A 25,123-nucleotide genomic window follows, 5' to 3' on the forward strand; every position below is an offset into this window, starting at 1 on the left:
GTCAGGTCCAGAGCGTGGCGATGAAGACGTTGGCCGCCGTCAGGCCCCCGACCGCGCCGAAGAGCGCCTTGTCGACCCGCTCCTCGTCCCGCTTCACGTAGACCAGCCCGAGGACGACGACCAGGATCGCCAGCTTCACGCCGATCTTGACGTTGTTCACGGTCTGGTCGTCGGCCTGGTTGAGGCCGACCAGGACCACTCCCGTGACCAGCATGGTCAGCGCGCCGTGCAGCATCGCCGGGCCGAAGCGCGCCGTGCCCGCGCCCATCGCCTTCATCTGGGTCAGGAAGCCGCCCAGAAGGGCGGCGATACCGATGACGTGCAGCGCGACGAAGACATTGATGAGTACGTCCATGGGGCGGAGCCTAGCCGGGGCCATATCACCGGAGGCCGGTCGGGGTCGCCGCCTTCGTCGCCTCGGTCACGGCGGGTACGGAATGCGCGATTCCGTGCGTACGGGGCCTGTCGGAACCGATCCGGAAACCCACACCTGCGGCCAGTTGCGGTCATGCCGCCGCTCGCCCGTGACCCCCAGGTTTAGCGTCCTCCCCCGGGCCCCCACCCCTCCCCCGGGCCCCACCCGGCCGAAGGGAAGTGACCGCCCCCGTGGCAGCGCACCGGAAACCCAGGCAGCACCCGCTGAGCGGCCGCGCCGCCGTCACCCTGGCACTCGCCGGGGCGGCCACCGCCACCGCCTTCGAGGGTTCCGGACACGCCGAACCCCCGCGGACGCCCGCCCAGGTGCGGGCCGAGGCCGACCGGCTCTACCGGGAGGCCGAGGAGGCCACCGAGAAGTACAACGGCGCCAAGGAGGAGACGGTACGGGCGAGAGCCGCGCTGGACGCGCTGCGCGACGAGGCGGCCCGCCGGACCGCCCGCCTCAACGCCGCCCGCAACGCGCTCGGCTCCATCGCCGCCTCCCAGTACCGCGAGGGAGGCCTCGGCCCGGCCGCCCGGCTCGCGCTCTCCAGCGACCCCGACGCCTACCTCCGCGGCGCGGCGCTCGCGGACCGGGTCGGCGACCGTCAGGCCACGGCCGTCACCGCCGCCCGGGGCCAGGTGGCCGAGCTCGCCCGGCTGCGCGCGGAGGCGGCCGGCCGGTTCCGCGACCTGACGGCCCGGCAGACCGAGCTGGCCCGCCACAAGGCGACCGTCCGGGAGCGGATCGCCGCCGCCGAGAGGCTGCTGGCCCGTCTCACGGCGGCGCAGCGCGCCGCGTACGACGGCCGCTCCGGTGCGGCGCCGGACGGCCCGGCTCCCGCGCCCGGTTCGGTCCGGGCCGCGAACCCGCGCGCGGCCCGGGCGGTCGCGTTCGCGTACGGGTCCCTGGGCAAGCCGTACGTGTGGGGGGCCACCGGCCCGTCGGCCTTCGACTGCTCGGGGCTCACCCAGGCCGCCTGGCGCTCGGCCGGGGTGTCGCTGCCCCGGACGACGTACAGCCAGATCGACGCCGGCCGGCGGGTGTCCCGCTCCGAGCTGGCCCCGGGTGACCTGGTGTTCTTCTACTCGGGCGTGAGCCACGTGGGGCTGTACATCGGCGACGGCAGGATGATCCACGCCCCCCGGCCCGGCGCCCCGGTACGGATCGCGCCGATCGACGAGATGCCCTGGGCGGGCGCGACCCGCGTGGTCTGACCCGCGCGCACCCGGCCCGGGTGCCGCCCGGACCGTACGGCCCGGCCCGAGCGCGCCGGCTACGGGCGGGCGCCGGCCGGGAGCGTCCCGCGGCCGGTCCCCGTTCCGGCCCCGGCGCCCGTGCCCGCCCCCGGGACGCCGGCGCCCGCACCCGGACCCGTCTCCGGAACGCCCGCACCCGGACCCGTCTCCGGAACCTCGCCGCCCGCGCCCGTACCGGGACCCGCGTCCCCGGGCGCACCCGCGTCCGCGCCCGCACCGGAACCCGCGTCGCCGGACGCACCCGCCGCCTCCGCGCGGAACTGCCGCGTCAGCCACCGGAACACCGACGGCACCTCCCGCACCCAGGTGCTTACCCGGTGACCGCCGTACACCTGCTGGACGTCGACGCGCGTCGGCGCCTTGGCCGCCTCCTGGAGGGCGACGCCCTGCTGGTAGCCGTCGCCGCCGTCACCGGTGACGAGCAGGGTGATCCGGGGCGGCACCGGGGCGGCCCGGAGCATGTTCAGCGGGTTGTGGGCGTGGCGCAGCGCGGGGTCCTTGCCGGTGAGCGAGGACGGCTCGGCGGCCGGGTCGTTGTAGCCGGACATGCTGACGCCGAACCGGTAGCGGTCGGGGTGGGCGATGGCGAGCTTCATGGCGCAGTGGGCGCCCGCCGAGAAGCCGACGAGGGCCCAGTCGTTTGCCGCGCCGGAGACGCGGAAGTTGTCGGTGACCATCTTGCGCACGTCGACGCTGAGCCAGGTGTCGGCGTTGACCTTGCCCGGCACGTTGGCGCAGCCGGTGTCGGTGTGGCCGAGGAGGTGGCTGCGGGGCGCCACCAGGATGAAGGGCTCGACCGTCCCGTCGCGCATCAGGGGTTCGAGCTGCTGGTTGGCGCGCATGCCGACGAACCAGGACTTCGGCGAACCGGGGAAGCCCGAGAGCAGTTCCACCACCGGGAACTTCTTGTCCTTGTAGGCCGGGTCGTCGTACTGCGGCGGGAGCCAGACGTACACCTCGGCCTTGACCCCGGAGATGCCGCCCTGGAGGACCGTCCGGCGGACGCCGGGGCCCATGGCGGGGTCGTCGACCGGGGTGAAGGTCTGGGTGACCCTGGGCAGGTCGGCGACGCGCTTGCCGCCCATGCCGTCCGGGCCGAGGTCGATGGCGGAGTCGACGTGGTCGCTGGTGCCCAGCAGGTCGTCCCAGCTGTCGTACAGCCCGTTGACGTTGTTCACCGCGACGAAGACCACGACGATCGCCGTGAGCTGCGCGAAGGCCACCATGCCCAACCGCGTCGCGGCCCGGACGAGGACGGGGCCGCGCACACGGCTCCACAGCGCCAGGGGCAGCAGGACGGCGATCACGGACAGCACGACCGCGGTCACGAGGAAGGGAGTACCTGTCAGGCTCATCACGGGGAGTAGGAGGGCACCGTCGCCGGACTGGTTGCCGCTCCTATGTACCGTTTACCTCACAAATACTCCGGCCCGGCCGCCCCGGGGGTCACACCAGCCGGCGGGCCGTCGCCCAGCGGGTCAGTTCGTGGCGGTTGGAGAGCTGGAGCTTCCTGAGCACCGCCGAGACGTGCGACTCGACCGTCTTCACCGAGATGAAGAGCTGCTTGGCGATCTCCTTGTACGCGTACCCCCGGGCGATCAGCCGCAGCACCTCCCGCTCCCGCTGGGTGAGCCGGTCCAGGTCCTCGTCGACCGGCGGGGCGTCCGTGGAGGCGAACGCGTCCAGGACGAAGCCGGCCAGCCGGGGCGAGAACACGGCGTCGCCGTCCTGCACCCGGAAGACCGAGTCGACCAGGTCGGCGCCCGTGATGGTCTTGGTGACGTACCCGCGGGCGCCACCCCGGATGACGCCGATGACGTCCTCGGCGGCGTCCGAGACGGACAGGGCCAGGAACCGGACCGGGTTCTCGGGGGCGGACATCAGGCCCGTGCAGCGGCGCAGCACCTCGACGCCGCCGCCGCCCGGCAGATGGACGTCGAGGAGGACCACCTCGGGGCGGGTGGCGGTGATCACGGCGACCGCCTGGTCGACGTCGGCGGCCTCGCCGACCACCTCGACCCCGGTCGTCTCGGTGCGGCCGATCTCGGCCTGCACCCCGGTGCGGAACATCCGGTGGTCGTCCACCAGCACGACCCGTACCCGGCGCTGCTCGCCGGCCGTCGTCGTCTCGTCGGTCATCCGTCCGCCCTCTCCATCTCCAGCTCCACTTCGGTGCCACCGCCCGGCACCGCGCGGAGCCGCGCGGTCCCGCCGTTGCGCTGCATCCGGCCGATGATCGATTCTCGTACGCCCATCCGGTCGGCGGGTACGGAACCGAGGTCGAAGCCGGGCCCCCGGTCCCGTACGGACACGAAGACCGTACGGCCCTCGACCTCCGCGTACACCTGCACCGCCCCTCCCTCGCCACCGTACTTGGCGGCGTTGACCATGGCCTCGCGCGCGGCCTGCATCTGGGCGGCCAGCCGCTCGTCGAGCGGGCAGTCGCCGACGATCACCACTTCCAGGGGCACCCCGTGCTTGTCCTCGACCTCGGCGGCGGTCCTCCTGACCGCCTCCGCCAGGGTGTCCGGCTCCTGCTCCTCGTCCTTGCCGGTGCCCTCCGGCCGGTAGAGCCAGTTGCGCAGCTCGCGTTCCTGTGCGCGGGCGAGCCGGCGCACCTCGCCGGGGTCGCCGGCGTTGCGCTGGATCAGGGTGAGGGTGTGCAGGACGGAGTCGTGCACATGGGCGGCGACCTCGGCCCGCTCCTGGGCGCGGATGCGCATGGTGCGCTCCTCGGACAGGTCCTGCGACATCTGCACCAGCCAGGGGCCGGCGAGCAGGGTCATCCCGGCGAGGACGGCTATCGCGGCGGTGAGCGCCGTCCCGAGCTGGGCGGCCGAGCCGCGCACCACCATGAAGACGGTCAGGCCCATGCCGACCAGCGCGACACCGGCGAGGCTCCGCACGAGCTGGAAGATCCGCTTGCGGCCGCCCGGCTGGGTCCAGCTCGCCCGCCGCGCGTTGTCGGCCTGCCGCCACACCAGGACGACGCCGACGCCGACGAGGAGGATCGGCCACACGTACCGCCCGGCGTCGCTGCCGAGGTCGACGCTGGTGACGAAGCCGATCGCGCCGACGGTGAGCGCGACGAGCGCCACGACCTGACCCTTGTCGGGCTTGCGCAGCCGGCGCCGCCCGTCGGGGCCGGCTGCGAACAGCGGGCGGGGTTCGGCGGACCTGCCGCCGACGCCCAGCGGGACGACGATCCAGAAGACGGCGTACAGCAGGACGCCGAGGCCGTCGGCGATGAACAGGGCGAGGAAGACCAGCCGCACCCAGATGACGGGCAGCCCGAGGTGGCCCGCCAGGCCGCGCGCGACACCGCCGAGCATCCGTCCGTCGGCGCTGCGGTAGAGCTTGCGCACGGGCGGTTCGGCGGTCGTCTCGGGCGGGCGGGCGGCGACGGGCATGCCCCGATCGTCACACGCCGGCCGGCGCGGGACATCAGGGCCGTCCCTCATCCGACCCTGAGAACCGGCCGTGGCCCGGGGGCCGATATCAGGGACGGGCCAGGGTCGCGGGAGGTGCCGGTGCGGCTCACGGGCCGTCACCATGGACGTATGACGCGTACGACCCCCGCTCCCGCCGAGGCCGATGGAGCCCCTCCCCACCCGCCGCTGCGGCGCACGACGGGGCGGAAGGTCGTGGCCGGCGTGTGCGGCGGGCTGGGGCGGCACTTCGACCTGGACCCGGTGGTCTTCCGGGTCGCGATCGGGGTGCTCGCCGTGACCGGCGGCCTGGGGCTGGTGTTCTACGGCTTCGCCTGGCTGCTCATCGCGGCCGACGGTGACGAGGAGAACGAGGCGCGGCGGCTGCTGTCCGGGCGGGTCGACGGGGCGACGCTGATCGCGCTGCTGATGGCGCTCGTCGGCTGCGGCCTGTTCCTGTCGATGCTGGGCAACGGCAGCACGATCTCCTTCTCCCTGCTGCTGATCGTCGCGGTCAGCGGGGCGGCGGTCTGGTCGCAGCGGCGCCGGCTGGCCGACGGCCACGAGACGGTGGCCGACCCGGTGACGGCGCACACGGTGGCCGAGGCGCCCCCGGAGACGAAGGCGCCCCCGCCGCCGGAGTACCCGTCGTGGTGGCGGGAGCCGATCGTCAAGGACGGTACGTCGGGGCCGGTCCCGCTCGGGTACCTGTGGGGGCCGGCGGACGGCGTGGGGGTGGAGGACGCGATCCGGCGGCGCCCCGCGAGGAGCGCCGGGACGGGGGAGGCGCCCGCGGCCCGGGGTCCGCGTTCCCTCGGCGGGCCCGTCTTCCTGCTGGCCCTGGTGGCGGGCGGGGTGGGGACGGCGGTGCCCTGGGGGTCGCGGCCGCTCGGTACCTGCCTGGTGACCGGGCTGGTGTGCGCGCTGGTGGTGTTCGCGCTCGGGCTGGTGGCGGGGTCGTTCGCGGGGCGGACGGGGGTGGGCACGGTCTTCATGACGGTGGTCACGGCCGTGCTCCTGGCGGGCGCGTCACTGGTGCCCGGGCAGATCGGCACGGAGTGGACGCGTACGGACTGGAGGCCGGCGACCACGGCGGACCTCCGGCCGCGCTACGAACTGGGCAGCGGTGTGGCCACCCTGGACCTGTCCCGGCTGGACGTCCCGGTGCGGCGGACGGCCCGCACCACCGCCGAGGTCGGCGCCGGCCGCCTCCATGTGATCGTCCCGCGGGACGTGACGGTGCGGGTGCGCGCGGAGGTGGGGCTCGGGGACCTGCGCCTGCCCGCCGAACCGGCCGGCGACGTGGACATCGCCCCGGCCCGCGACCTGACCCGCACGATCGCCCCGCCCCGGGGGACGGCCCCCGGGGGCACGCTCGACCTCGCCCTGGAGGTCGCGCTCGGACAACTGGAGGTCACCCGTGCCGCACCATGAGCAGCGGGACGCCCGGCGCCACGGCTTCCGCCCGGGCCGGCTGGTCCTGGGCCTCACGGCCCTCGGCATCGCGGCGCTCTACGGGGGCGACGTGGCCGGCGCCTGGGACACGCCCTGGTTCGCGGCGCTGCCGTTGCTGGCCGGGGGGCTGGTGCTGGCGGGCGTGGCCGGCTGGGTCGGCTACCGGGCCCGGCGCCGCCGTGCGGCCAGGGCGGCGTCGAGCGACAGCAGCGGGGCACCGGCCAGCACCAGCGGCAGCCACGCCATCAAGTAGGCGAGGTCGTTGCCGTAGTAGTACGGGGTGGACTGCCAGCTCACGGTCAGCCACAGGCTCAGCGAGATCAGCGCCCCGCCCAGCGCGGCGAGCCGCGCGAGCAGCCCGACCAGCGTGCCGATCCCCACGGCCAGCTCGCCGAGGGCGATGCCGTACCCGAAGCCCTCCGGGCTCTTCAGCGCCAGGTCGACGAGCCACGGCACGGCCGAGGAGTCCCGGACGGACCGCATCATCTCCCCGATGGACCCGCTGCCGGAGGCCGCCATGAACCGGTCGTCGGTGAGTTTGTCCAGCCCGGCGTAGACGAAGGTGACGCCGAGGAAGACGCGCAGCGGCAGCAGCGCGTACTCGGCGGCGGTCGCCCGCCAGCCGGGTGGCCCGCCCGCGTTCCGGTAGGTCGCTGTCGTCCGGTAGGTGTGCGTCACGCCGGCCTGCCTCTCCACACGGCTGTCCCCGGAACCGATTCTCCTCGGCATTCCCGTCCATGGATACGCGGCGGGCGGAGGGCCGGTTCAGACGGGGGACGGACACGGTCGGCTCCGCTCATGGCGCGTCCGCTCATGGCGAGGGAAGGCGGCGCCGGTCACGACAACCGGCCGGGGAGATCACACCGGCGCGGTCCGCCGGAGCACAATGCACCGCATGACGGACGACGACCGCACCGCGCCCTCGCCCCTGGTGGACCTGCTGGAACTGGAGCCCCACATCGAGGGCGGCTGGTTCCGGGAGACCTGGAAGACCACCGGCAGGACCACGCCCGACGGCTACACCGGCCCCCGCACGTACGCGACCGGCATCTACTTCCTGCTGCACCCCGGCGAGCGGTCGCGCTGGCACCGGGTGCGCTCCGACGAGCTGTGGCTCTGGCACCGCGGCGGCCCGCTGCGCCTCTCGCTGGGCGGCGAGGGCGACGCCCCGTCCGAGCCGTGGGAGCTGGTCCTGGGGCCGTCCGTCGAGACCGGCGAACAGCCGCAGCTCCTGGTCCCGGCCGGCACCTGGCAGGCGGCCGAACCGGCGGGCGACGAGCCGGTCCTGGTCACCTGCGTGGTCGCGCCGGGCTTCCACTACGACGACTTCACGCTGGGAGCCGCCGCCCACGGGACGTAGGCGGCGGCTCCGGTCGGGCGCGGGGCGGGATCATTCCCGCCGGGGGATCACTCCCACTCGATGGTGCCCGGGGGCTTCGACGTCACGTCGAGCACGACCCGGTTGACGTCCTTCACCTCGTTGGTGATCCGCGTCGAGATCTTCGCCAGCACGTCGTACGGCATCCGCGTCCAGTCCGCGGTCATGGCGTCCTCGGACGACACCGGCCGCAGCACGATCGGGTGACCGTACGTACGGCCGTCGCCCTGCACGCCCACCGACCGGACGTCGGCGAGCAGCACGACGGGGCACTGCCAGATGTCACGGTCGAGGCCGGCGGCCGTGAGCTCCTCGCGGGCGATGGCGTCGGCCTCGCGCAGCAGGTCCAGGCGCTCCTTGGTGACCTCGCCGACGATCCGGATACCGAGGCCGGGGCCCGGGAAGGGCTGGCGCTGGACGATCTCCTCCGGCAGGCCGAGCTCCGCGCCGACCATCCGGACCTCGTCCTTGAACAGCTTGCGCAGCGGCTCGATGAGCTGGAACTCGAGGTCCTCGGGGAGCCCGCCCACGTTGTGGTGCGACTTGATGTTGGCGGTGCCGGTGCCGCCGCCCGACTCGACCACGTCCGGGTAGAGCGTGCCCTGGACGAGGAACTCGACCGGGTGGTCGTCCGGCGCCTCGGCGACGATCTCGGCCTGGGCCTGCTCGAAGACCCGGATGAACTCGCGCCCGATGATCTTCCGCTTCTCCTCGGGGTCGGAGACCCCGGCGAGCGCCTTCAGGAAGCGCTCCTGCGCGTCGACGACCTTGAGCTGGACGCCGGTGGCGGCCACGAAGTCCTTCTCGACCTGCTCGGTCTCGCCCTTGCGCATCAGACCGTGGTCGACGTACACGCAGGTGAGCTGGGAGCCGATGGCCTTCTGCACGAGGGCGGCCGCGACGGCCGAGTCCACGCCGCCGGACAGGCCGCAGATGGCGCGCTTCTCGCCGACCTGGGCGCGGATCGCCTCGATCTGCTCCTCGATGACGTTGCCGGTGGTCCAGTCGGGACGCAGGCCGGCGCCGCGGTAGAGGAAGTGCTCCAGGATCTGCTGGCCGTGCGTGGAGTGCATCACCTCGGGGTGGTACTGCACGCCGTACAGCTTCTTCTCGTCGTTCTCGAAGGCCGCGACCGGCACGACGTCCGTGGACGCGGTGACCGTGAACCCCTCGGGAGCGGCGGAGCAGGCGTCGCCGTGCGACATCCACACCGGCTGCTCGACCGGGGTGCCCTCGAAGAGGGTGGAGGAGGCCCTGGAGACGTGCAGCGGCGTACGGCCGTACTCGCGCGCGCCGGTGTTGTCGACCGTGCCGCCGAGGGTCGTCGCCATGAGCTGGAAGCCGTAGCACATGCCGAAGACCGGGACACCGGCCTCGAAGATCGCGCGGTCGAGCTGGGGGGCGCCCTCCTCGTAGACGGAGGACGGGCCGCCGGAGAGGATGATCGCCTTGGGGTTCTTGGCCAGCATCTCGGCCACCGGCATGGTGGACGGGACGATCTCGCTGTAGACCCGGGCCTCACGGACGCGGCGGGCGATGAGCTGGGCGTACTGCGCGCCGAAGTCGACGACCAGTACGGCGTCGGGCGCGGCAGCGGGATTCGCTGATGACACTACGGCGGCCTTCCGGCGGGGAGGAGTCTGTATGTCGATTCTACCGGCGCGGCCGGGGGAGCCTTCGTCTCACCATCCGAACCCGGGGCCCTCCGGCTCGGTCGATGGTCCATACTGGCGGCATGCGCAAGCTCTCGACCTTCGTCTTTACCTATGGCACCGGGCCCGTCCGGCTGCCATGGTCGTGCTGCTTGAGCCACTGACAAGCGACTTCCCCAGGCGCCCCGGGCCGACAAGGTCCGGGGCGCCTGTCGTTCTCCCGGACCCTGTCGCCGGCCCGCGGCCCTCCCCGCAGAGGAGCCCCGCCATGACCGCCACGCAGACCACGCACACCACACGGACCACCATCGAGAAGACCGGCGCCCGCACCGACGAGGCCGCGGGCGTGATCACGGGCGCGCGGGAGCGCATCGACGCGCTCGACGACCGGATCATCGGCCTCATCCAGGAACGGATGGCCGTCTCGGCCGTCATCCAGGAGGCGCGGATCTCCTCCGGGGGCCGCCGGGTGAACCTGGCGCGCGAGATGGAGGTGCTGGCGCACTACCGGGACGCGCTGGGCCGGCCGGGCACGTCGCTGGCGATGACGATGCTGGAGCTGTGCCGGGGCCGGATCTGAGTTCGGCCGGCGTCTCACCCGTACGGCGCGTGACCGCGCCGCACCGGGTTTCGTTGGAGGGGTTGTCCGTGTCAGCCAGGGGCGGGCCGTAGAAACCACGCGTGGCTCCGCTGGGGCGTGTGGCGTACCTCCTGGGTACGTCGTGGGACCTCGCTCCAGCGTGCGTGACCGGACGGCAGGGGACAGCAGCCCGGTCACCCGAAAAGGCGGTCGGCTCCGGGGACGCCCGGAGCCGACCGCATCCGGTCCGACCGGTTGCGCCGGCCCTCCCCGTCCGGCACGACGCACCGTCACCGCCCCCGCTCCCACTCTCACCTCGTTCCCACTCGCACGACCACTGCCACCGAGCGGCGTCACCCCCCGGCGCCGCCTCCCCGGCACCGGCGCTGCCCTGACGCCGGTGCCGACGGCCGAGGGCCCCCGCGGAAGACGCTTCCGCGGGGGCCCTTGTTCTGTGCCCGGCGCACCGGACGGTGCCCGGCGGCGGCTCACGGGTGGGCCCCGGAAGCGATGCACACAAGCGGAACCTGTGATGCAGCCCACATAAAGATTCCATCAGGTGGTGTGCAACCATTCCCACCCGTCGCAGGTCATGCATGCGAAACAACGGCCACATCCGTGACACCCCCACACCGGGTCGGCCCCCACGACACCGTGCCGCATCGAGCGGTACGCCTGGACTTCCCTGAGGTCTTCATGAAGCTTCGCCGCGCCATGGCGGTCGCCGCCGCGACCGCCGTCATAGCCCCTGCCGCCTTCCTGGCGGCTCCGGCCGCGTACGCGACGGACGGCACCACCGGCACGACCTCCACCTCCGGCGCCTCGGGCGAGACGGAGAGCACCACCACCGGCGGCACGACCACCACGGACGACGGCACCACGGCCGGCGGCGGCGCCGCCACCACCGAGGACGCCACGAAGACCGACGACGGCACGCCGGCCGACGACGCCGCCGCCACCGAGGACGGCGCCAAGACCGAGGACGAGCCGAAGACGGACGACGGCACGAAGCCCGCCGACGACACGGTCACCGGCGGCACCGGCGGCACCGACGGCGCCGAGAAGCCCGGCACCGAGCCCGGCACCGGCACCGAGACCGGCAAGGACGAGGAAGAGGCCGGCGAGGACGAGGTCGTCGACGAGGAAGAGGAGATCATCGAGGAGGAGGTCTGCAAGCAGGCCGCCGTCGACGTCTCCCTCTCCCACCTCCCCGGCAAGATCGTCGCGGGCAGCGGCTGGAAGAACTTCCAGCTCAACGTCAAGAACAACAGCAAGGCCGCCCTGGACGAGGTCGTCGTCGGCGCCTGGGCCTCGTACGCGAAGGACGTCGACGAGGAGGCGTACACCGACCGCCTGGTCGAGAAGTACGCCAAGATCGAGTACAAGCTGCCCGACGGCCAGTGGAAGAACGGCGCGAACCTCTCGGGCCAGAACATCGGCTTCTTCTTCGACGTCGTCAACCTGAAGAAGGACGAGAACCGCACGATCCAGCTGCGCATCTCGATCGACAAGGCCGCCCCGGCCGGCGCCGCCCTCGGCTTCGCCGCCACGGGCTACGACAAGGACGACGAGTGCTACGAGGACTACGCGTCCTACGAGTTCCAGGTCGTCGCGGCCGGTGGCACCGGCGGTGACGGCGGCGAGGCCAAGCCGTCCGACGAGAAGCCGGCCGACCTGAAGCCGCAGGGCGGCTCGACCCCGATCAAGGTCGAGGGTGAGCTCGCCGAGACCGGTTCGTCGTCGATGCTGCCGACCATCGGGATCGCCGGTGGCATCACGGTCGTCGCCGGTGCCGGTGTCGTCTTCGCCCTGCGTCGCCGCAACGGTGGCGCCGCCGCGTAACACGCGCACCACGGAGCTGGAGAGGCGCTGCACTCGGAGGGGGGTGCAGCGCCTCTCTGTCGTCCGTCGGGCCCGTCAGGGCTTCGGCGGGACCGCCGGCATGCCGAGGAACGGGAGCCTCAGGGCGCCGAAGGCGTCCGCCGGGACGGTGGGGGACGTGGGCGCGACGGGGGCGAGGCGCTCGTAGGCCGCGTCCTGCGCCGGACGGGGGTCGTCCTCACCCTTGTTGGGCCAGAAGGACATGGCCCGCTCCGCCTGGGCGGTGATCGTCAGGGACGGGTTCACGCCGAGGTTGGCGGAGACGGCCGCGCCGTCGACGACCGAGATGCCCGGGTGGCCGTAGAGGCGGTGGTACGGGTCGATGACGCCGTCCTCCGCACTGGCGCCGATCACGCAGCCGCCCAGGAAGTGGGCGGTGAGCGGGGTGCCCATCAGTTCGCCGACGTTGGAGCCGGCGAAGCCGTTGATCTCCTCCGCCAGCAGGCTCGCGGCGCGGGTGCCCTCGGCGATCTGCTTGGGGTTCGGGGCGCCATGGCCCTGGCGGGCGGTGAGCAGGCCCTTGCCCAGGCCGTCGCGCTTGCGGTAGGTGGTCAGGGAGTTGTCCAGGGACTGCATCACCAGGCCGATGATGGTCCGCTCCGACCAGCGGCGGTTGGACAGCGAGCGCATGGCCAGCAGGGGGTGGCGGGCCACGTTGCCGAGCCAGGCCCGTACGCGGTGCTCGGAGTACGGGACCTGGAGGATGGAGAGGGACCCCATCGCGTTGGAACCCTTGCCGTAGCGGACCGGCTCGATGTGGGTGTTGGCGTCCGGGTGGACGGACGAGGTGATGGCGACGCCCCGGGTGAAGTCCGCCCGCTCGTGGCCGTGCCGCTTGCGGTAGCGGCGGTCGGTGGTCTGGGAGCCGACCAGGGCCTCGGAGTTGGTGCGGGTCAGCTCGCCCAGGCGGGCGGAGAGGCGCGGGAGCTTCCCCTCGTCCTTCATCCGGTGCAGCAGCGTCTGGGTGCCGTAGGTGCCGGCGGCGACGACCACGTACCGGCAGCGGAGGGTCTTCCGGGCGGCCTTGCGGCGGCGGTGCGTGGGGACGGTGGTGACGAGGTAGCCGTCCCCGGAGGGTGCCTCGGTGACGGCGGTGACGGTGGTCATCGGGTGGATGACGGCCCCGGCCTTCTCGGCGAGGTGCAGGTAGTTCTGCGTGAGGTTGTTCTTCGCGCCGTGCCGGCAGCCGGTCATGCACTCGCCGCACTCGGTGCAGGCGTGCCGGGCCGGGCCGGCGCCACCGAAGTACGGGTCCTCGACCCGCTGGCCCGGCTTCGCCCTCGCCTTCCCGTCGGCGTCCCGGCCGTCGCCGAAGAAGACCCCGACGGGCGCGAGGTGGAAGGTGTCGCCGACGCCCATCGCCTGGGCCGCCGCCTTGAGGTGGACGTCGGAGGGGGTCATCGTCGGGTTGAGCCGTACCCCCAGCATGCGCTTGGCCTGGTCGTAGTACGGGGCCAGCTCCTCCTGCCAGTCGGTGATGGACGCCCACTGCTTGTCGCGGAAGAACGGCTCCGGCGGTACGTAGAGGGTGTTGGCGTAGTTGAGGGAGCCGCCGCCCACCCCGGCGCCGGCCAGCACCATGACGTTGCCGAGCAGATGGATGCGCTGGAGCCCGAACAGGCCGAGGGCGGGGGCCCACAGGTAGTTCTTCACGTCCCAGGAGCTCTTGGGGAGCGTCTGCGGGGTGAACCGGCGGCCCGCCTCCAGCACGCCGACCCGGTAGCCCTTCTCGGTCAGCCGGAGGGCCGACACCGACCCGCCGAAACCCGAGCCGATCACGATGACGTCGTAGTCGTGACCGCCGGGCGCGTCCTGGTTCTGGGCAGGGGTGACCTGGGACATGGGCTCTCCTCGTACCGGAAGGGGGGAAGGGGGCGTCTCGGGGAAAGAGCGTCTCGGGGCCGGACGCCCTGTAGGGGGTGTCTGGCCGATCACGCCGGGCTCACGACGCCCGGCACCGCGCCTCGCTGCGTTGTCGTCGGTCGCCATGGCTCCGCCATGCCTCCCTCCTCCGCCTTGCGATGCACGGCACCGGCCGCCGAGCGCTGATCCGGCCTGATCGACAGGACACCCCCTAGCGCAGGCGGAACGCCTTCATCAGCCGCAGGCTGCGGCTCATGAACGCCGCGTACTGCTCGTCGTCCATGCCGAAGGCGGGCGCGAGCGGGATCACCCGCTGCTGGGCCACCGTCTGGGCCTCGGTGTATTTGAGGATGCCCTCGGAGCCGTGCCGGCGGCCGAGGCCCGAGTCCTTCATCCCGCCCATCGGCGACTGGACGCTGCCGTACGCCGGCGCGTACCCCTCGTTGATGTTGACCGTCCCGGTGCGCAGGCGGGCGGCGACGGCGTGTCCGCGGCGTCCGTCCTTGGTCCAGACGCTGGCGTTGAGCCCGTACGCCGTGGCGTTGGCGCGCTCGACGGCCTCGTCCTCGTCGGTGAAGCGGTAGACGGACACGACCGGGCCGAAGGTCTCCTCGGCGCACACGGCCATCGGCTCCTGGACGCCCTCCAGGATGGTCGGCTCGTAGAACAGCGGGCCTATGTCGGGGCGGGCCACCCCGCCCGCGACGAGCGTGGCGCCCTTGGCGACGGCCTCCTCGACGTGCCGCGTGACGGTCTCGAGCTGCCGCTCGCCCACCAGGCAGCCCATGTCGGCCCCGTACGCGAGCGAACGGCCCAGCCGCATGGCCTTCGTGCGGGCGGCGAAGCGCTCGACGAAGTCGTCGGCGATCGACTCGTGGACGTACAGCCGCTCGATGGAGATGCAGAGCTGGCCGGCCGACGAGAAGCAGGCGCGCACCGCGCCGGCGGCGGCCTTCTCCACGTCCGCGTCGTGCAGCACCAGCATGGCGTTCTTGCCGCCCAGTTCGAGGGAGACGCCGACCAGGCGGGCGGCCGCCCCCTGGGCGACCTCGCGGCCGGTGCGGGTGGAACCGGTGAAGGACACGTAGTCGGCGTGCCTGACCACCTCGGGGCCGACGACCGGGCCCTCGCCGATGACGACCTGGAAGACCTCGGCCGGCAGGCCCGCCTCGACGAGCAGGTCGCGGGCCCACAGGGCGGTGAGCGCGGTCTCCGTGTCGGGCTTCATCACCACCGCGTTGCCGGCGACGAAGGCGGGCAGCGCGTCACCGACGGACAGTTCGAGGGGGTAGTTCCACGGGGCGATCTGGCCGACGACCCCGCGCGGCCGGCGCAGTTCGGTGACCTTGGTGAGGGCCGGCACGACGCCGGTGTGGCGCCGGGGCTTGAGGTACGCGGCCGCGCGGCGGCCGTAGTGGCGGGCGGCGACGGCGACGGCCTGGACCTCCTCGTGCGCGTGCAGCCGGGCCTTGCCGGTCTCGAGCTGGATGAGGTCGAGGACCTCGGCCTGCCGCTCCAGGACCAGGTCGTGGAAGCGGAGGAGGACGGCGGCCCGCTCGCGTACGGGGGTGGCGGCCCAGACGGGCTGCGCGGCGCGGGCGCGGGCGAACGCCTCGGCGACGTCCTCGGGGGTGGACTCGGGCAGCTCGGCCAGCCGCTCCCCGGTGAACGGCGTGTGGTTGGCGGTCCGGCCGGAGCCGACGACGCCACGGGTGAGCTGGGCGACCACCTCGGGCGTCACCACGTCGGCGGCGGTGCGGGCGCCGGCCGGGGCGGGGGCTGTCGGGTTCGTACCGAGCGGCGTGGCGGGGGCCTGCGGGTCCGTGGTGTCCGTCATGGGGGCGAGGGTATGCCGGATGCGGCCCGTGCGGTACCCGCCGGTAACAGCTTTTCACCGGGCGCTCACACCGTGCCAGCGTTCACTGGCAAATAAGCCCTGATCAGGGGTGCCGTACCCGGAAGGAATCGAGAACGGTGTCGAAGTGACGCTTCAGCTCGTCCAGCCGCGGCACCGGCGCCGAGACCCACACGTCGTACATCCGGCCGCCCTCGTCCCAGCAGATGTCGTAGGTCCGCCGGGGGCCCTCCGTGTGCGAGAAGCCGTCCCAGGTGAACTCCCTGAGCGCGGCCGGAAGCCCGTTGTGCGTCGTCGGGGTGACCTTCGCCTGGCGGTAACCGGGCTGGTCGCGCGGGCCGTTCGCGTGGGCGCGGCGCATGTGGCCGAGCGGGCCGCCGGCGGCCGGGTCCTGGACGCGGACGCCGATGCGCAACGCCCGGTCGGGCGCCGTGTAGTAGACCCGTCTGCCGTCGGTGGAGCGCGCGTACCCCTGGGGGACGGTCAGCGAGAACCCGCGCGGATCGGAGCTGGAGCGGTAGCCGGCCGGGACGCGGGGCGACGGGGTGCCCGCCGTGGCGGCGGGCGGACGGGACGACGGGCCGCCGGTGACGCCCGGACCGGCGCCGGTGCCGGCGGCCGCGCCCGGGGTGTTGGGGGCGGTGGGCGTGTCCGGCGAGGGGGACGCGGTGGCGGTGCGCCGGCCGCCCCCGCCGCCCCCGCCGTCGCCGTGGCCCTTCAGCAGCAGGACGCCCGCGGCGCCCGCCCCGGCGAGGGCCACCAGCAGCGCGGCGGCCACCAGGGGCGTACGGAGCCGGTGCCGGGACGGGTGGCCCGCGCGCGGGGGGACGGCGTCCGTCCCGTGGGGCGGGGCGGCGCGGCCCGGGGCGCGGGGGTGGTCGGGGCCGCGGTCGCCGGTGCGGTCGGTGCGGTGGCGGCGGTCGGTGCGGTCGCCGCTGCGGGCCCGGTCGCCGCGGTCGCCGTCGCGGTCACGGCGGTCGGGGCGGACGCGGTTACCGGGGCGGACGCGGTCACGGGCGCGGGGGCGGGCGTCCGCGCGGCCGTCGGGGCCGGCGGGATCGGGTACGGCGTCGGAGGGTCCGGGGCGCGGGGCGTCCGCGTGGGGCGGGACGGCGTCGGCGTACGGGTCGGCGGCGCCGGCCGCCCGGCCGCCGTGGGACACCGGGGCGTCGTCGGCCACCCCGTACCCGCGCCGCCCCTGTCCGCGCGCCTCGTACCCGCGCGCCTCGCCGGCACGTCCCTCGTACCCCCGCCCCTCGTACCCGCGCGGCGGCCGCCCCGACTCCGCGTACGCCCGCAACACCCGTTCGGCCTCGCCCGCGCCCATCCGCCGGGCCGGGTCCCGCTGCAACAGGCCCCGTACGACGGGCAGCAGCGGTCCCGCCGCGGCGGGCGGCCGGAAGTCCTCCTCGACCACCGCGTGCAGCACCCCGCCCAGCGAGTCGCGGTGGAACGGCGACTGGCCGGTGAGCGTGGCGCACAACAGCGCCCCCAGGGACCACAGGTCCGTCTCCGGCCCCGCCTGCGCGCCCTGCATCCGCTCGGGTGCGGTGTACTCGGGCGAGCCGACGAACATCCCCGCCTCCGTGATCGTCGTCGAGCCGGCGAGCTGGGCGATGCCGAAGTCGGTGAGGACGACCCGTCCGGTCCCCTCCTCCAGCAGGACGTTGGCGGGCTTCAGGTCCCGGTGCAGCACGCCCAGCGCGTGCGCGGCCCGCAGGGCGCTCAGCAGCGCCAGGCCGACGCGGGCCGCCTCCCGCGCGTCGAGCGGGCCGTTCCGGGCGATCCGCTCGGCGAGCGAGCCGCCCTCGACCAGCTCCATCACGATGTACGGGACGCCGTCCTCCTCGACCACGTCGTGGACGCAGACGATGTGCGGATGGTGCACGCGCGCGATGGCACGCGCCTCGCGGAGCGTGGGGTGGACGGCGGTCCCCACGTCGACGTGGAGCTCCTTGACGGCGACACGGCGGCCGAGCAACTCGTCGTACGCCCGCCAGACCGTGCCCATGCCTCCCCGACCGAGCCGGGCCTCCAGCCGGTAGCGTCCGACGATCCGCCGCTGTTGCCCCGATCCGGACACGGCACATCCCCTCTGCTCGCGCCGAGGGTCACTCCTCGGCGGGACGCCAGCCGCGCAGCACGATGTCGAACTGCTCCCGGGTCACCGGCCAGTCGGCCGCGGGAGCGGACATGAACAACGCGTACTCGGTTCCGTCGTCCGTGTAGTACACCTGGTCGATCGCGTGCCGCTCGCCCGCGTTGGCGTTCTTCTCGACCCAGCTGAACTCCCACAGACAGGATTCCAGTTGATCACGGAACGTGTTCGTGTGCAGCTTCTTCCGCTCATACCGGGGAAGCCGCTTCTTCAGCCCTTTCTCGATGTCGAGCATGTGCAGGCAAGGATTCTCGAAGTCCGGTGAGGCGTCGGCGCTGATACGGATGAGGTGGCGGCCGTTGTCGGGCGTGTAATCGATCTGACCGCCCTCCGCCCGGCGCTTCCAGCCCTCCGGGACGAGAAGGCTGAAACCCGATGGGTCCTCGACCCGGTTCCAGCCGTCGGGGACCGACGGTGCCCGTCCGTCCCGGTCGGCCGTGGCGGCGCGGGCCGTGTCGTCGTTCCCGTACCGCATCACGGCGAAACCCGCGGCGCCGCCCACGACGGCGGCGAGGACGGTCATGAGGGCCACCGTCCGCCAGCGCCGGGGGCGCCCGGACGCGTCACCGGCGGACCGGTCACGGGGCGTGCCCGCGGTGCCCGGGCGGCCGGGGGCGGACGGGGTGCCCGGGCGGGTCCCGGAGCCGGCGGCGGCGTCCTCACCGCCCGGGCGCGGCAGGGGCCTTGTCGTCCCCGGGCCGGTGGTGGCGGTGCGGGTGGCACCGGTGCCCCCGGCGGCGTGCGGGGTGGCGTCCGCGTGACCCCCCGCGGCCCCGCGGTCCCCGGCGGCCCCGTCCTCGGCCGGGCCGTCCTCCGTGGCCCCGTCCGGCGCGTCGCGCCCGGCGGTGCCCCGTCCCCCGGGCTCGGCGAGTCGCGCGGCGGCCGGCAGGTCCTCGCGGCTCATGGACCGTGTGGGGACGTACGCCTGCGCGGCGGCCGGGGTACGGCCCTCCATCGCCTCCAGCAGCATGCGTTCGGCCTCGGCGGCGTCCGGGCGGTCGGCCGGGTCCTTGCGCAGCAGGGCGACGATGACGGGCGCGAGGGCGCCGGCGTGCTCGGCGGGCGGCGGTTCCTCGGTCACCACGGCCTGCATGACGCTCAGGGGGGACGTGCGGTGGAAGGGCGGGGTGCCCTCGACGGCGGTGTAGAGCGTGGCGCCCAGGGACCAGAGGTCGGAGGCGGGGCCCGGGTCGCCGCCCCGTACCCGCTCGGGTGCCAGGTACTCGATGGAGCCGACGAGTTCCCCGGTGCGGGTGATGGTGGAGTCGCCCTCGATGGCGGCGATCCCGAAGTCGGTGAGCAGCACCCGCCCGTCGCGGGCGAGCAGGACGTTGCCGGGCTTGACGTCCCGGTGCAGCACTCCGGCGGCGTGCGCGGCCCGCAGGGCGCCCAGGACGTGCAGTCCCACACGGGCGGCCTCCCGGGCGTCGATACGGCGATTTTCGGCCGCCTTGGCGGCGTCCGCGAGCGAGGGCCCGTCGACGTACTGCATCACGATCCACGGACGGTCGTCGTGCTCCAGCACGTCGTGGACGGTGACCACGCTGGGGTGGGTGATGCGGGCGGCGGCGCGCGCCTCCTTCTGCGTCCGGGCGTGCAGGACGGCCCGGTCCGCCTCGGACACGTACTTCCCGGCCGTGAGTTCCTTGACGGCGACGGTGCGGTGCAGCAGTTCGTCGTGGGCGCGCCAGACCTTGCCCATGCCCCCGCGGCCGATGGCCTCGCTCAGCCGGTAGCGTCCGGCGAGCACGAGTCCCGCGCCCATGCCTGGTGAATGTTCCACTGTCCCCCGCCCGTTCCTTCGGTCTCCAGGTTACGGAGGGTTGTGCCGTGGCCGAAACCTCGGGGTTGCCAAGGAGACCGCTCTGTGATCCGCAACCGGGGTTTCGGACGCATTTGCGGTGTGTGGGCGGCCGGGCGGGCACCGGCTAGCGGGTCGACCGGTAGGCGCCGACGGCCTGTTGGTAGATCTCGGACACCTTGTCGCGCTGGCTCTCCGGACCGATGACCTGGACGACGTGGTAGCGGTCGCCGATGACCAGGGCCAGGTTCCGCACGTACACCTCCTGGCCGTTGGCGTCCGACCAGGTGAACTGCCCTTCCGCCATGACCTGTCGGCCCACGTCCACCCGTCGCAGACCGGACGCGGTGGCCCAGCTGCTGTCCCGCCACGGCTGGAGTTCGCGCTCCTTGGTGCGCTGGTACTCCAGGGGGTCGCTGCCGCCCGTCAGGATCGTGTCCCGGCCCGGGACGACGATCAGGGTGAAGTCGCCGCCGGTGTAACGGACCTGCCCGACGTCGTTGATGGGGCTGCGCCGCCAGGTCCTGTCGACGCCCACCCGGAAGCCCTCCGGATCGTCACGCACCGTATAACCGGCGGCCGGGTCCGGGGAGTCGGGGGTGACGGTGTTGGTGGAGGGTGCCGGGCCGCTCGGCGCGGGCTGCTGCTGGGACGGATCCGGCTGCTGCGGGTCCTGCGGCTGCTGGGGCCCTCGGGTCCCCTGGGACGGCCGGGGCTGCTGCGGGGCCTGCCCCCCGGTGCGGGGCTCCGCCTCGGGCATGAACACCAGGGCGTACGCCACGGCGGCGGCGAGCACCAGCAGGATGGCCACCAGGAGCGTACGGCCGAGGGCGCGCGGGGCGCGGGGCCGGGCGGCGCTCGCGGCGCCCTTCGCGGGGCCGGTCCTCCTGCTGTGCCGGTGGCGGCCGTGGGTGGTGCCGGGCGCGCCGGGGCGGCGTCTGCGGACCAGTTCGCCCCGGCGGCGCACGACGGGCAGCCGGGTGGCGTCGACGGACGGCATCGGGACGACCCCGGTGCCCGCGTCGGGCTCCGGCGCCGACCGGACGAGCGAGCGCAGCCAGCCGCGCAGCTCCTCGAAGTCGGGGCGCTCGGTGGGGTCCTGGCGCAGCAGCGATTCCACGACCGGGCGCAGCGGGCCGCACTCCTCGGCGAACGCGGGGGGCTCGGCGCAGACCATCTGGACCAGCTCGGCGGCGTTCTCCTCCGGGTAGGGCGCGTGGCCCTGGACGGCGCGGTAGAGCAGCGCGCCCAGCGCCCACAGGTCGGTGGCGGGGCCGATGGGCGGCGCGAGCTGCCAGGTGTCGTGGACGGGCCCGGCCTGCTCGGGCGCCCACCGCTCGGTGACGGCTCCGACGACGGCGATCCGGGCCTGGCGGGCGCGCTCGGCGGCCAGGGGCGTGGCGGGGCCCCGGTAGCGGGGAGCGGTGGCCGCGCCGCCGGCCACGACCTCGTCCCAGCGGCCCGGTCCGGCGGGATCGCCGGCGGGGTCCGGGCCGGAGGCGTGGTCCGCGCCCGGGGTGCGAGAGGGATCGGGGGCGCGGGACGGGTCGGGGGTGCGGGACGGGTCGGAGGTGCGGGCCTGGCGCCGGGCGTCGGCGCGCAGCGCGTCCCGGGTGCCGTACGGGGAGACGCCCCCGCCCGCCGGGACGGAGCCCGGCCCGGTGCCCGGCCCGTCGCTCCAGGTACCGGCCAGCAGGGCGCGGCGCGGGCCCCGGCCCCCGTCCTCCCCCTCGCCGGTGTCGTCGTCCTCGTCGTCGTCCAGCTCCGCGGCCCGGGACCACCACCGGGGCTGGTACTCCTCCGGGGTGCCGCCCGCCGGGGCCGCGGGGCCCAGCGGCGGGGGCGGGAGCGAGAGGGCTGCGCCGGCCTCCTCGGCCCGGGCCGCGGCACGCACACCCGCCTGGTAGGCGGCGATGGCGCCGGCCCGGGAGGCGCGCCCCTCGGGGCCGGGCGTGCCGGCGCCGGGCGCCTCGGGGAGCGCGGGCGCGGACGGGCCCGGCAGCGTCGGTGCGGCCGGCTCGTACCCGGGGGCGAGGGCCGGGAGCGGTGCGGGGACGGGCCCCGAAGAAGGCGGCGGGGGCGGGAAGTCGTCGTCGGCGTCCGGGTCGGGGACCGGGGCGTAGCCGCACAGGGCCTCCTCGGCGGCGCCCGCCGCGAGGCCCGTCAGCACGACCCGCCCGTCGTCGCACACCAGCACCGTGCGCGACGTGATGTTGCGGTGCACCCACCCGTGGGCGTGCAGCGCGCGCAGCGCGGTCAGCACGTCCGAGCCGATCTCGGCCGCCCGGTACGGGCTGAGCGGATTCTCCGCGAGCAGGGCCGCCAGGGGCCGGGCCGCGATCAGTTCACTCACTATCCACAGGGACCCGGCCTCGGCGAAGACGTCGAAGACCTGGTCGAGCCGGGGATGGTCCGGGATCTGGGCCGCCGCCTGCGCGGCCTCGATGGCGCGCCGGACGGCGGGGTCGCCGGACCGCCGGACCGCCCGGCCGGAGGCGGCCGCCCCGCGCGGGGGCACACGCACACCGGGCGGCGTCGCCGGCCCGTACGGGCCCTCGGACTCCATGACCTCCGCGTCCACGACTTCCGGCAGCGGAAGCTGCCGGACCAGCACTTCCTGCCCGCTGTAGGTGTCGAAGGCGCGCGTCTCCACGAGTTCGTACTCGTCGGAGGGCGGCAGGGGCAGGCGATAGCGGTCGGCCAGCACCCTTCCCGCGTACTCGTCCACGACGCCGCCTCCCCACGAGCGCGCTGTCCCCCGGTTTCACGGACCGTACGAGCCCGTTGAACCCGTCAACCCGTCAAACCCGGTCGTCCGATGTGCAGTTACCCGCCGATTCCGGCTGCGTACGGTCCACGAGCTCTCACGATACGTGGCCCCGGTCAGTCCTTGGGGCTGAACGTCGCGAACGCCGTGTCCCGCAGCGTCCGGCACTCCGCGCCGTCCCACTCCGCGGACTCACAGGTGATCATGATCGCGTAGCCGTGCGTGGCGTCGACCTTGAAGCCCCGGTTGAGCACCCGTACCCGCTTCCCGTTCTGCTCGCGCTCGAACTTCCAGTCGGCAACCGTCGGGTAGCCCTTGTAGTCCACCTTGTCGATCCCATGGTGCCGGTAGCCACTGACACTGGCCTTCAGACCGAGCCAGGCGGCACCCCAGGCGGCCGCGGCGTCGTCCTTGGGGCTGTTGGTGAAGTCCACCTGGACGCGCGGGAACCCACCGCCGCGGCTGTAGATCCCGCCCGAGTTCTGTCCCGCTATGGACGTCTTCCGGAAGTCCGACGGCATGGCCATGCTGAAGTGGAACTGCCCGTCGTCGACCATGACGTACCCGGCCGGCAGCGACGTGCCGCCGGTGCCCGCCGAGGGACCGCCGGAGGGCTTGGCGGCGCCGCTCCCGGAGCCCCCGGTGCCGGCGCCGCCGGTGGCGGTCTGCTCACCGGGCTTCGCGCCGCCCTGCTCCTCGCCCTGCTCGCCGTCCGGCCGGCCGGCGTTGCCGCCCGTGGCGCCCTGCGCGACGGCGGACCCGGCCGACGCCGTCCGGTCGGTGCCGGGCGTGCCCCCGCCCTTGGCGCCCTTGTCGTCGTCACCGCCCAGGGTGAGGACGAGCACGGTGGCGAGCACCGCGAGCACCACGACCACCGCGATGAGGACCAGCGTCCGGCGCGGCACCACGTCGGTGAGCGGCGCCCGCGCGGGCGCGACCGGCGCGGAGCGCTCGGCGGTCCGCGGCCCGGCCGCCGGCTCCGCCTTGGCGAACGCCGCCGCGTTGCGCACCGAGCGCAGCGCGCCGCGCATCCGCTCGGCGGCCGGGTCGTCGGCCTCCTTGGGCTTGGCGGTGGCCTCCTCACCGGGCAGCGGGAGCAACGGGACGATACGGGTGACCTCCGGCGACGGCTCGGAGGCGGTCACCGCCACCGCCTCGGGCGCGTGGATCACGTCGTTGAGCAGCACCCGGGCGCCCGCGTCGTCGAGGCGCTTGGCCGGGTCCTTGTGGAGCAGGCCGTAGATGACCTCCTCCAGCGGGCCCGCGTTCTTCGGCGGGTCGAGCTGCTCGGTCATCACGGCGGTCAGCGTCGCGATGGCGGAGCCCTTGTCGTACGGCGGGCAGCCCTCCACGCACGCGTAGAGCAGGCCGCCCAGCGACCACATGTCCGCCGCCGGGCCGGGCTTGTGGCCGCGGGCCCGCTCGGGCGAGATGTACGAGGGCGCGCCGACGAGCATGCCCGTCGACGTGATGGACGGGTCGCCCTCGACCTGGGCGATGCCGAAGTCCGTGAGGACGACCCGGCCGTCGTCCGCGATGAGGACGTTGGACGGCTTCACGTCGCGGTGCAGGATGCCCTCGCGGTGCGCGGAGCGCAGCACGTCGAGGATGGCGAGCCCGACCTCGGCCGCGCGCCGGGGCGTGAGGACGCCGTCCTCGCGGATGGCGTCGGCGAGCGACTTGCCCTCGATCAGCTCCATGACGATCCAGGGCCGGTCGTCCTCGTCGACGACGTCGTAGACGGTCACGGCGCCGTTGTTGCGGATCCGGGCGATGGCCTTGGCCTCGCGGAGGGTGCGCGTGATGAGGCGGCGCTTCTCGTCCTCGTCGATGCTGCTGGGGAAGCGCAGTTCCTTGACGGCGACGGTGCGTCCGAGCGTCTCGTCGACGGCCCTCCAGACCGTGCCCATGCCGCCGCGGCCCAGGACGGCGCCGAGCCGGTAGCGGCCGGCGAGGAGCCGTCCCTCGGAGGCCGGGCGGGGGGCCGGCGTGGCGCCGGCCCGCGCGGTGCCGCGCCCGCCGGCGGCCGCGGCCGGCTTGGCCCCGGCCTCCGCCGGTGCCGCCGCCTTGCCGTCCTTGGGCGCCGCTGCCTTGCCGTCCTCGGACGCCGCCGGGCCCGCCGTGGCGCCCTTGGGCGCCGCCGCCTTGCCGTCCCTGGGCGCAGCCGGGCCCGCCGTGGCGTCCTCGGGGCTCCCGGAGTCCTTGGGCGCCTTGGACGCCCCCTGGGCGGTCCTGGGCGCCTTGGCCGGGTCGGCAGCCCGGGCGTCGGCGGCCGTGCCCACGCGGGCCGGCGGCACCGAACGGCCGCCCGCCTCCGCGCCGGTGGACGCCGGCGCCTCGCCCGACGTCCCGTCACCATCGCCGTCGCCGTCAGCCGAGCTCGCCGCGCCCTTGCGGCCCGCGGCCCGCTCCGGGCCCGCGTCCTTACCGGTGGCGTCACCGGGCGTGGCCGCCCGCGCGTCCCCGTCCGACCGGGGGCCGGGTACGGAACCGCCCGTACCGGCGCCGGTGTCCCGGTCCGCGCCCGTGTCGTGGCCCTTGCTCCCGCCCGAGGGGCCGCCCGATCTGCCGGCCGCCGCTCCGGGCCGGCTCGCGTTCAGCTTCATGGTGGCGTCCTTGACCGGCTCG

18 protein-coding genes are annotated in these 25,123 nt (G+C 74.5%); 6 read left to right on the forward strand and 12 right to left on the reverse strand.

Annotation, left to right across the window (positions count from 1 at the left end; all coding sequences use genetic code 11):
• Window position 1: 1 nt before the first annotated feature.
• Window positions 2–355 (reverse strand): hypothetical protein, encoded by a 354-nt coding sequence (locus ACF068_RS03455; RefSeq protein WP_392272464.1) that lies wholly within the window; start codon window positions 353–355, stop codon window positions 2–4.
• 251 nt (window positions 356–606) lie between these two features.
• Between ACF068_RS03455 and ACF068_RS03460 the strand changes: the two genes are divergently transcribed.
• Window positions 607–1,635 carry an NlpC/P60 family protein gene (locus ACF068_RS03460; RefSeq protein WP_392272465.1) on the forward strand — a complete coding sequence of 343 codons (1,029 nt, stop codon included), beginning with the start codon at window positions 607–609 and terminating at the stop codon, window positions 1,633–1,635.
• A 59-nt stretch (window positions 1,636–1,694) separates the two neighbouring features.
• Here ACF068_RS03460 and ACF068_RS03465 read toward each other — a convergent pair whose 3' ends face one another.
• From ACF068_RS03465 to ACF068_RS03475, 3 genes are all read right to left on the reverse strand, one after another.
• The gene (locus tag ACF068_RS03465; RefSeq protein ID WP_392272466.1) at window positions 1,695–3,032 is read right to left on the reverse strand and encodes an alpha/beta hydrolase; all 1,338 of its coding nucleotides are present in this window, start codon (window positions 3,030–3,032) and stop codon (window positions 1,695–1,697) included.
• A 91-nt stretch (window positions 3,033–3,123) separates the two neighbouring features.
• Window positions 3,124–3,816 carry a LuxR C-terminal-related transcriptional regulator gene (locus ACF068_RS03470; RefSeq protein ID WP_392272467.1) on the reverse strand — a complete coding sequence of 231 codons (693 nt, stop codon included), beginning with the start codon at window positions 3,814–3,816 and terminating at the stop codon, window positions 3,124–3,126.
• Window positions 3,813–5,087, reverse strand: a complete 1,275-nt coding sequence (locus tag ACF068_RS03475; RefSeq protein WP_392272468.1) for a PspC domain-containing protein — start codon at window positions 5,085–5,087, stop codon at window positions 3,813–3,815. Before ACF068_RS03475 ends, ACF068_RS03470 begins: the two co-directional genes overlap by 4 nt.
• A 150-nt stretch (window positions 5,088–5,237) precedes the next feature.
• On the opposite strand from ACF068_RS03475, the gene ACF068_RS03480 reads away from it, so the two are divergent.
• Together ACF068_RS03480 and ACF068_RS03485 are read left to right on the forward strand one after the other, a co-directional pair.
• A complete protein-coding gene (locus ACF068_RS03480) occupies window positions 5,238–6,539 on the forward strand; it encodes a PspC domain-containing protein (protein ID WP_392272469.1) in 1,302 nt (433 codons plus the stop codon).
• Window positions 6,526–6,813, forward strand: a complete 288-nt coding sequence (locus tag ACF068_RS03485; RefSeq protein ID WP_392272470.1) for a hypothetical protein — start codon at window positions 6,526–6,528, stop codon at window positions 6,811–6,813. The genes ACF068_RS03480 and ACF068_RS03485 overlap by 14 nt, the downstream gene beginning before the upstream one ends.
• Here ACF068_RS03485 and ACF068_RS03490 read toward each other — a convergent pair.
• Complete coding sequence (locus tag ACF068_RS03490; RefSeq protein ID WP_392272689.1) at window positions 6,720–7,238, reverse strand: DoxX family protein; 519 nt, start codon at window positions 7,236–7,238, stop codon at window positions 6,720–6,722. The genes ACF068_RS03485 and ACF068_RS03490 overlap by 94 nt on opposite strands.
• A gap of 217 nt (window positions 7,239–7,455) precedes the next feature.
• On the opposite strand from ACF068_RS03490, the gene ACF068_RS03495 reads away from it, so the two are divergent.
• Entirely contained in the window at window positions 7,456–7,920 is a 465-nt protein-coding gene (locus ACF068_RS03495) for a cupin domain-containing protein (protein WP_392272471.1), read from the forward strand.
• Window positions 7,921–7,967: 47 nt separating this feature from the next.
• On the opposite strand, the gene guaA is transcribed toward ACF068_RS03495, so the two are convergent.
• Window positions 7,968–9,551 carry a glutamine-hydrolyzing GMP synthase gene (gene guaA, locus ACF068_RS03500; RefSeq protein WP_392272472.1) on the reverse strand — a complete coding sequence of 528 codons (1,584 nt, stop codon included), beginning with the start codon at window positions 9,549–9,551 and terminating at the stop codon, window positions 7,968–7,970.
• Window positions 9,552–9,858: 307 nt separating this feature from the next.
• On the opposite strand from guaA, the gene ACF068_RS03505 reads away from it, so the two are divergent.
• Both ACF068_RS03505 and ACF068_RS03510 read left to right on the forward strand, forming a co-directional pair.
• Entirely contained in the window at window positions 9,859–10,170 is a 312-nt protein-coding gene (locus ACF068_RS03505; protein WP_392272473.1) for a chorismate mutase, read from the forward strand.
• Window positions 10,171–10,866: 696 nt separating this feature from the next.
• Entirely contained in the window at window positions 10,867–12,012 is a 1,146-nt protein-coding gene (locus ACF068_RS03510; protein ID WP_392272474.1) for a hypothetical protein, read from the forward strand.
• Window positions 12,013–12,087: 75 nt separating this feature from the next.
• On the opposite strand, the gene ACF068_RS03515 is transcribed toward ACF068_RS03510, so the two are convergent.
• From ACF068_RS03515 to ACF068_RS03540, 6 genes are all read right to left on the reverse strand, one after another.
• Window positions 12,088–13,893, reverse strand: coding sequence for a GMC oxidoreductase (locus ACF068_RS03515; RefSeq protein ID WP_392272475.1), 1,806 nt, complete (start codon window positions 13,891–13,893; stop codon window positions 12,088–12,090).
• A gap of 232 nt (window positions 13,894–14,125) precedes the next feature.
• On the reverse strand, window positions 14,126–15,751 hold the full coding sequence (locus ACF068_RS03520; RefSeq protein ID WP_392272476.1) for a succinic semialdehyde dehydrogenase: 1,626 nt from the start codon (window positions 15,749–15,751) through the stop codon (window positions 14,126–14,128).
• A 103-nt stretch (window positions 15,752–15,854) separates the two neighbouring features.
• A complete protein-coding gene (locus ACF068_RS03525; RefSeq protein ID WP_392272477.1) occupies window positions 15,855–17,852 on the reverse strand; it encodes a protein kinase in 1,998 nt (665 codons plus the stop codon).
• A gap of 28 nt (window positions 17,853–17,880) precedes the next feature.
• Window positions 17,881–19,692 (reverse strand): protein kinase, encoded by a 1,812-nt coding sequence (locus ACF068_RS03530; protein ID WP_392272478.1) that lies wholly within the window; start codon window positions 19,690–19,692, stop codon window positions 17,881–17,883.
• A 163-nt stretch (window positions 19,693–19,855) separates the two neighbouring features.
• Window positions 19,856–22,456 carry a protein kinase gene (locus ACF068_RS03535; protein WP_392272479.1) on the reverse strand — a complete coding sequence of 867 codons (2,601 nt, stop codon included), beginning with the start codon at window positions 22,454–22,456 and terminating at the stop codon, window positions 19,856–19,858.
• Window positions 22,457–22,611: 155 nt separating this feature from the next.
• Window positions 22,612–25,101: a protein kinase gene (locus tag ACF068_RS03540; RefSeq protein WP_392272480.1), complete on the reverse strand. Its 2,490-nt coding sequence runs from the start codon at window positions 25,099–25,101 to the stop codon at window positions 22,612–22,614.
• Window positions 25,102–25,123: the final 22 nt, after the last annotated feature.

The organism is Streptomyces sp. NPDC016309 (assembly GCF_043077235.1).
Lineage (GTDB): Bacteria > Actinomycetota > Actinomycetes > Streptomycetales > Streptomycetaceae > Streptomyces.

Excerpts from the sequence above, each read along its gene's own strand:
- ACF068_RS03455 (WP_392272464.1), bottom strand. The coding sequence starts at position 355 with ATGGACGTACTCATCAATGTCTTCGTCGCGCTGCACGTCATCGGTATC.
- ACF068_RS03465 (WP_392272466.1), bottom strand. The coding sequence starts at position 3,032 with ATGAGCCTGACAGGTACTCCCTTCCTCGTGACCGCGGTCGTGCTGTCC.
- ACF068_RS03470 (WP_392272467.1), bottom strand. The coding sequence starts at position 3,816 with ATGACCGACGAGACGACGACGGCCGGCGAGCAGCGCCGGGTACGGGTC.
- ACF068_RS03475 (WP_392272468.1), bottom strand. The coding sequence starts at position 5,087 with ATGCCCGTCGCCGCCCGCCCGCCCGAGACGACCGCCGAACCGCCCGTG.
- ACF068_RS03480 (WP_392272469.1), top strand. The coding sequence starts at position 5,238 with ATGACGCGTACGACCCCCGCTCCCGCCGAGGCCGATGGAGCCCCTCCC.
- ACF068_RS03495 (WP_392272471.1), top strand. The coding sequence starts at position 7,456 with ATGACGGACGACGACCGCACCGCGCCCTCGCCCCTGGTGGACCTGCTG.
- ACF068_RS03505 (WP_392272473.1), top strand. The coding sequence starts at position 9,859 with ATGACCGCCACGCAGACCACGCACACCACACGGACCACCATCGAGAAG.
- ACF068_RS03510 (WP_392272474.1), top strand. The coding sequence starts at position 10,867 with ATGAAGCTTCGCCGCGCCATGGCGGTCGCCGCCGCGACCGCCGTCATA.
- ACF068_RS03515 (WP_392272475.1), bottom strand. The coding sequence starts at position 13,893 with ATGTCCCAGGTCACCCCTGCCCAGAACCAGGACGCGCCCGGCGGTCAC.
- ACF068_RS03520 (WP_392272476.1), bottom strand. The coding sequence starts at position 15,751 with ATGACGGACACCACGGACCCGCAGGCCCCCGCCACGCCGCTCGGTACG.
- ACF068_RS03530 (WP_392272478.1), bottom strand. The coding sequence starts at position 19,692 with ATGGGCGCGGGACTCGTGCTCGCCGGACGCTACCGGCTGAGCGAGGCC.
- ACF068_RS03540 (WP_392272480.1), bottom strand. The coding sequence starts at position 25,101 with ATGAAGCTGAACGCGAGCCGGCCCGGAGCGGCGGCCGGCAGATCGGGC.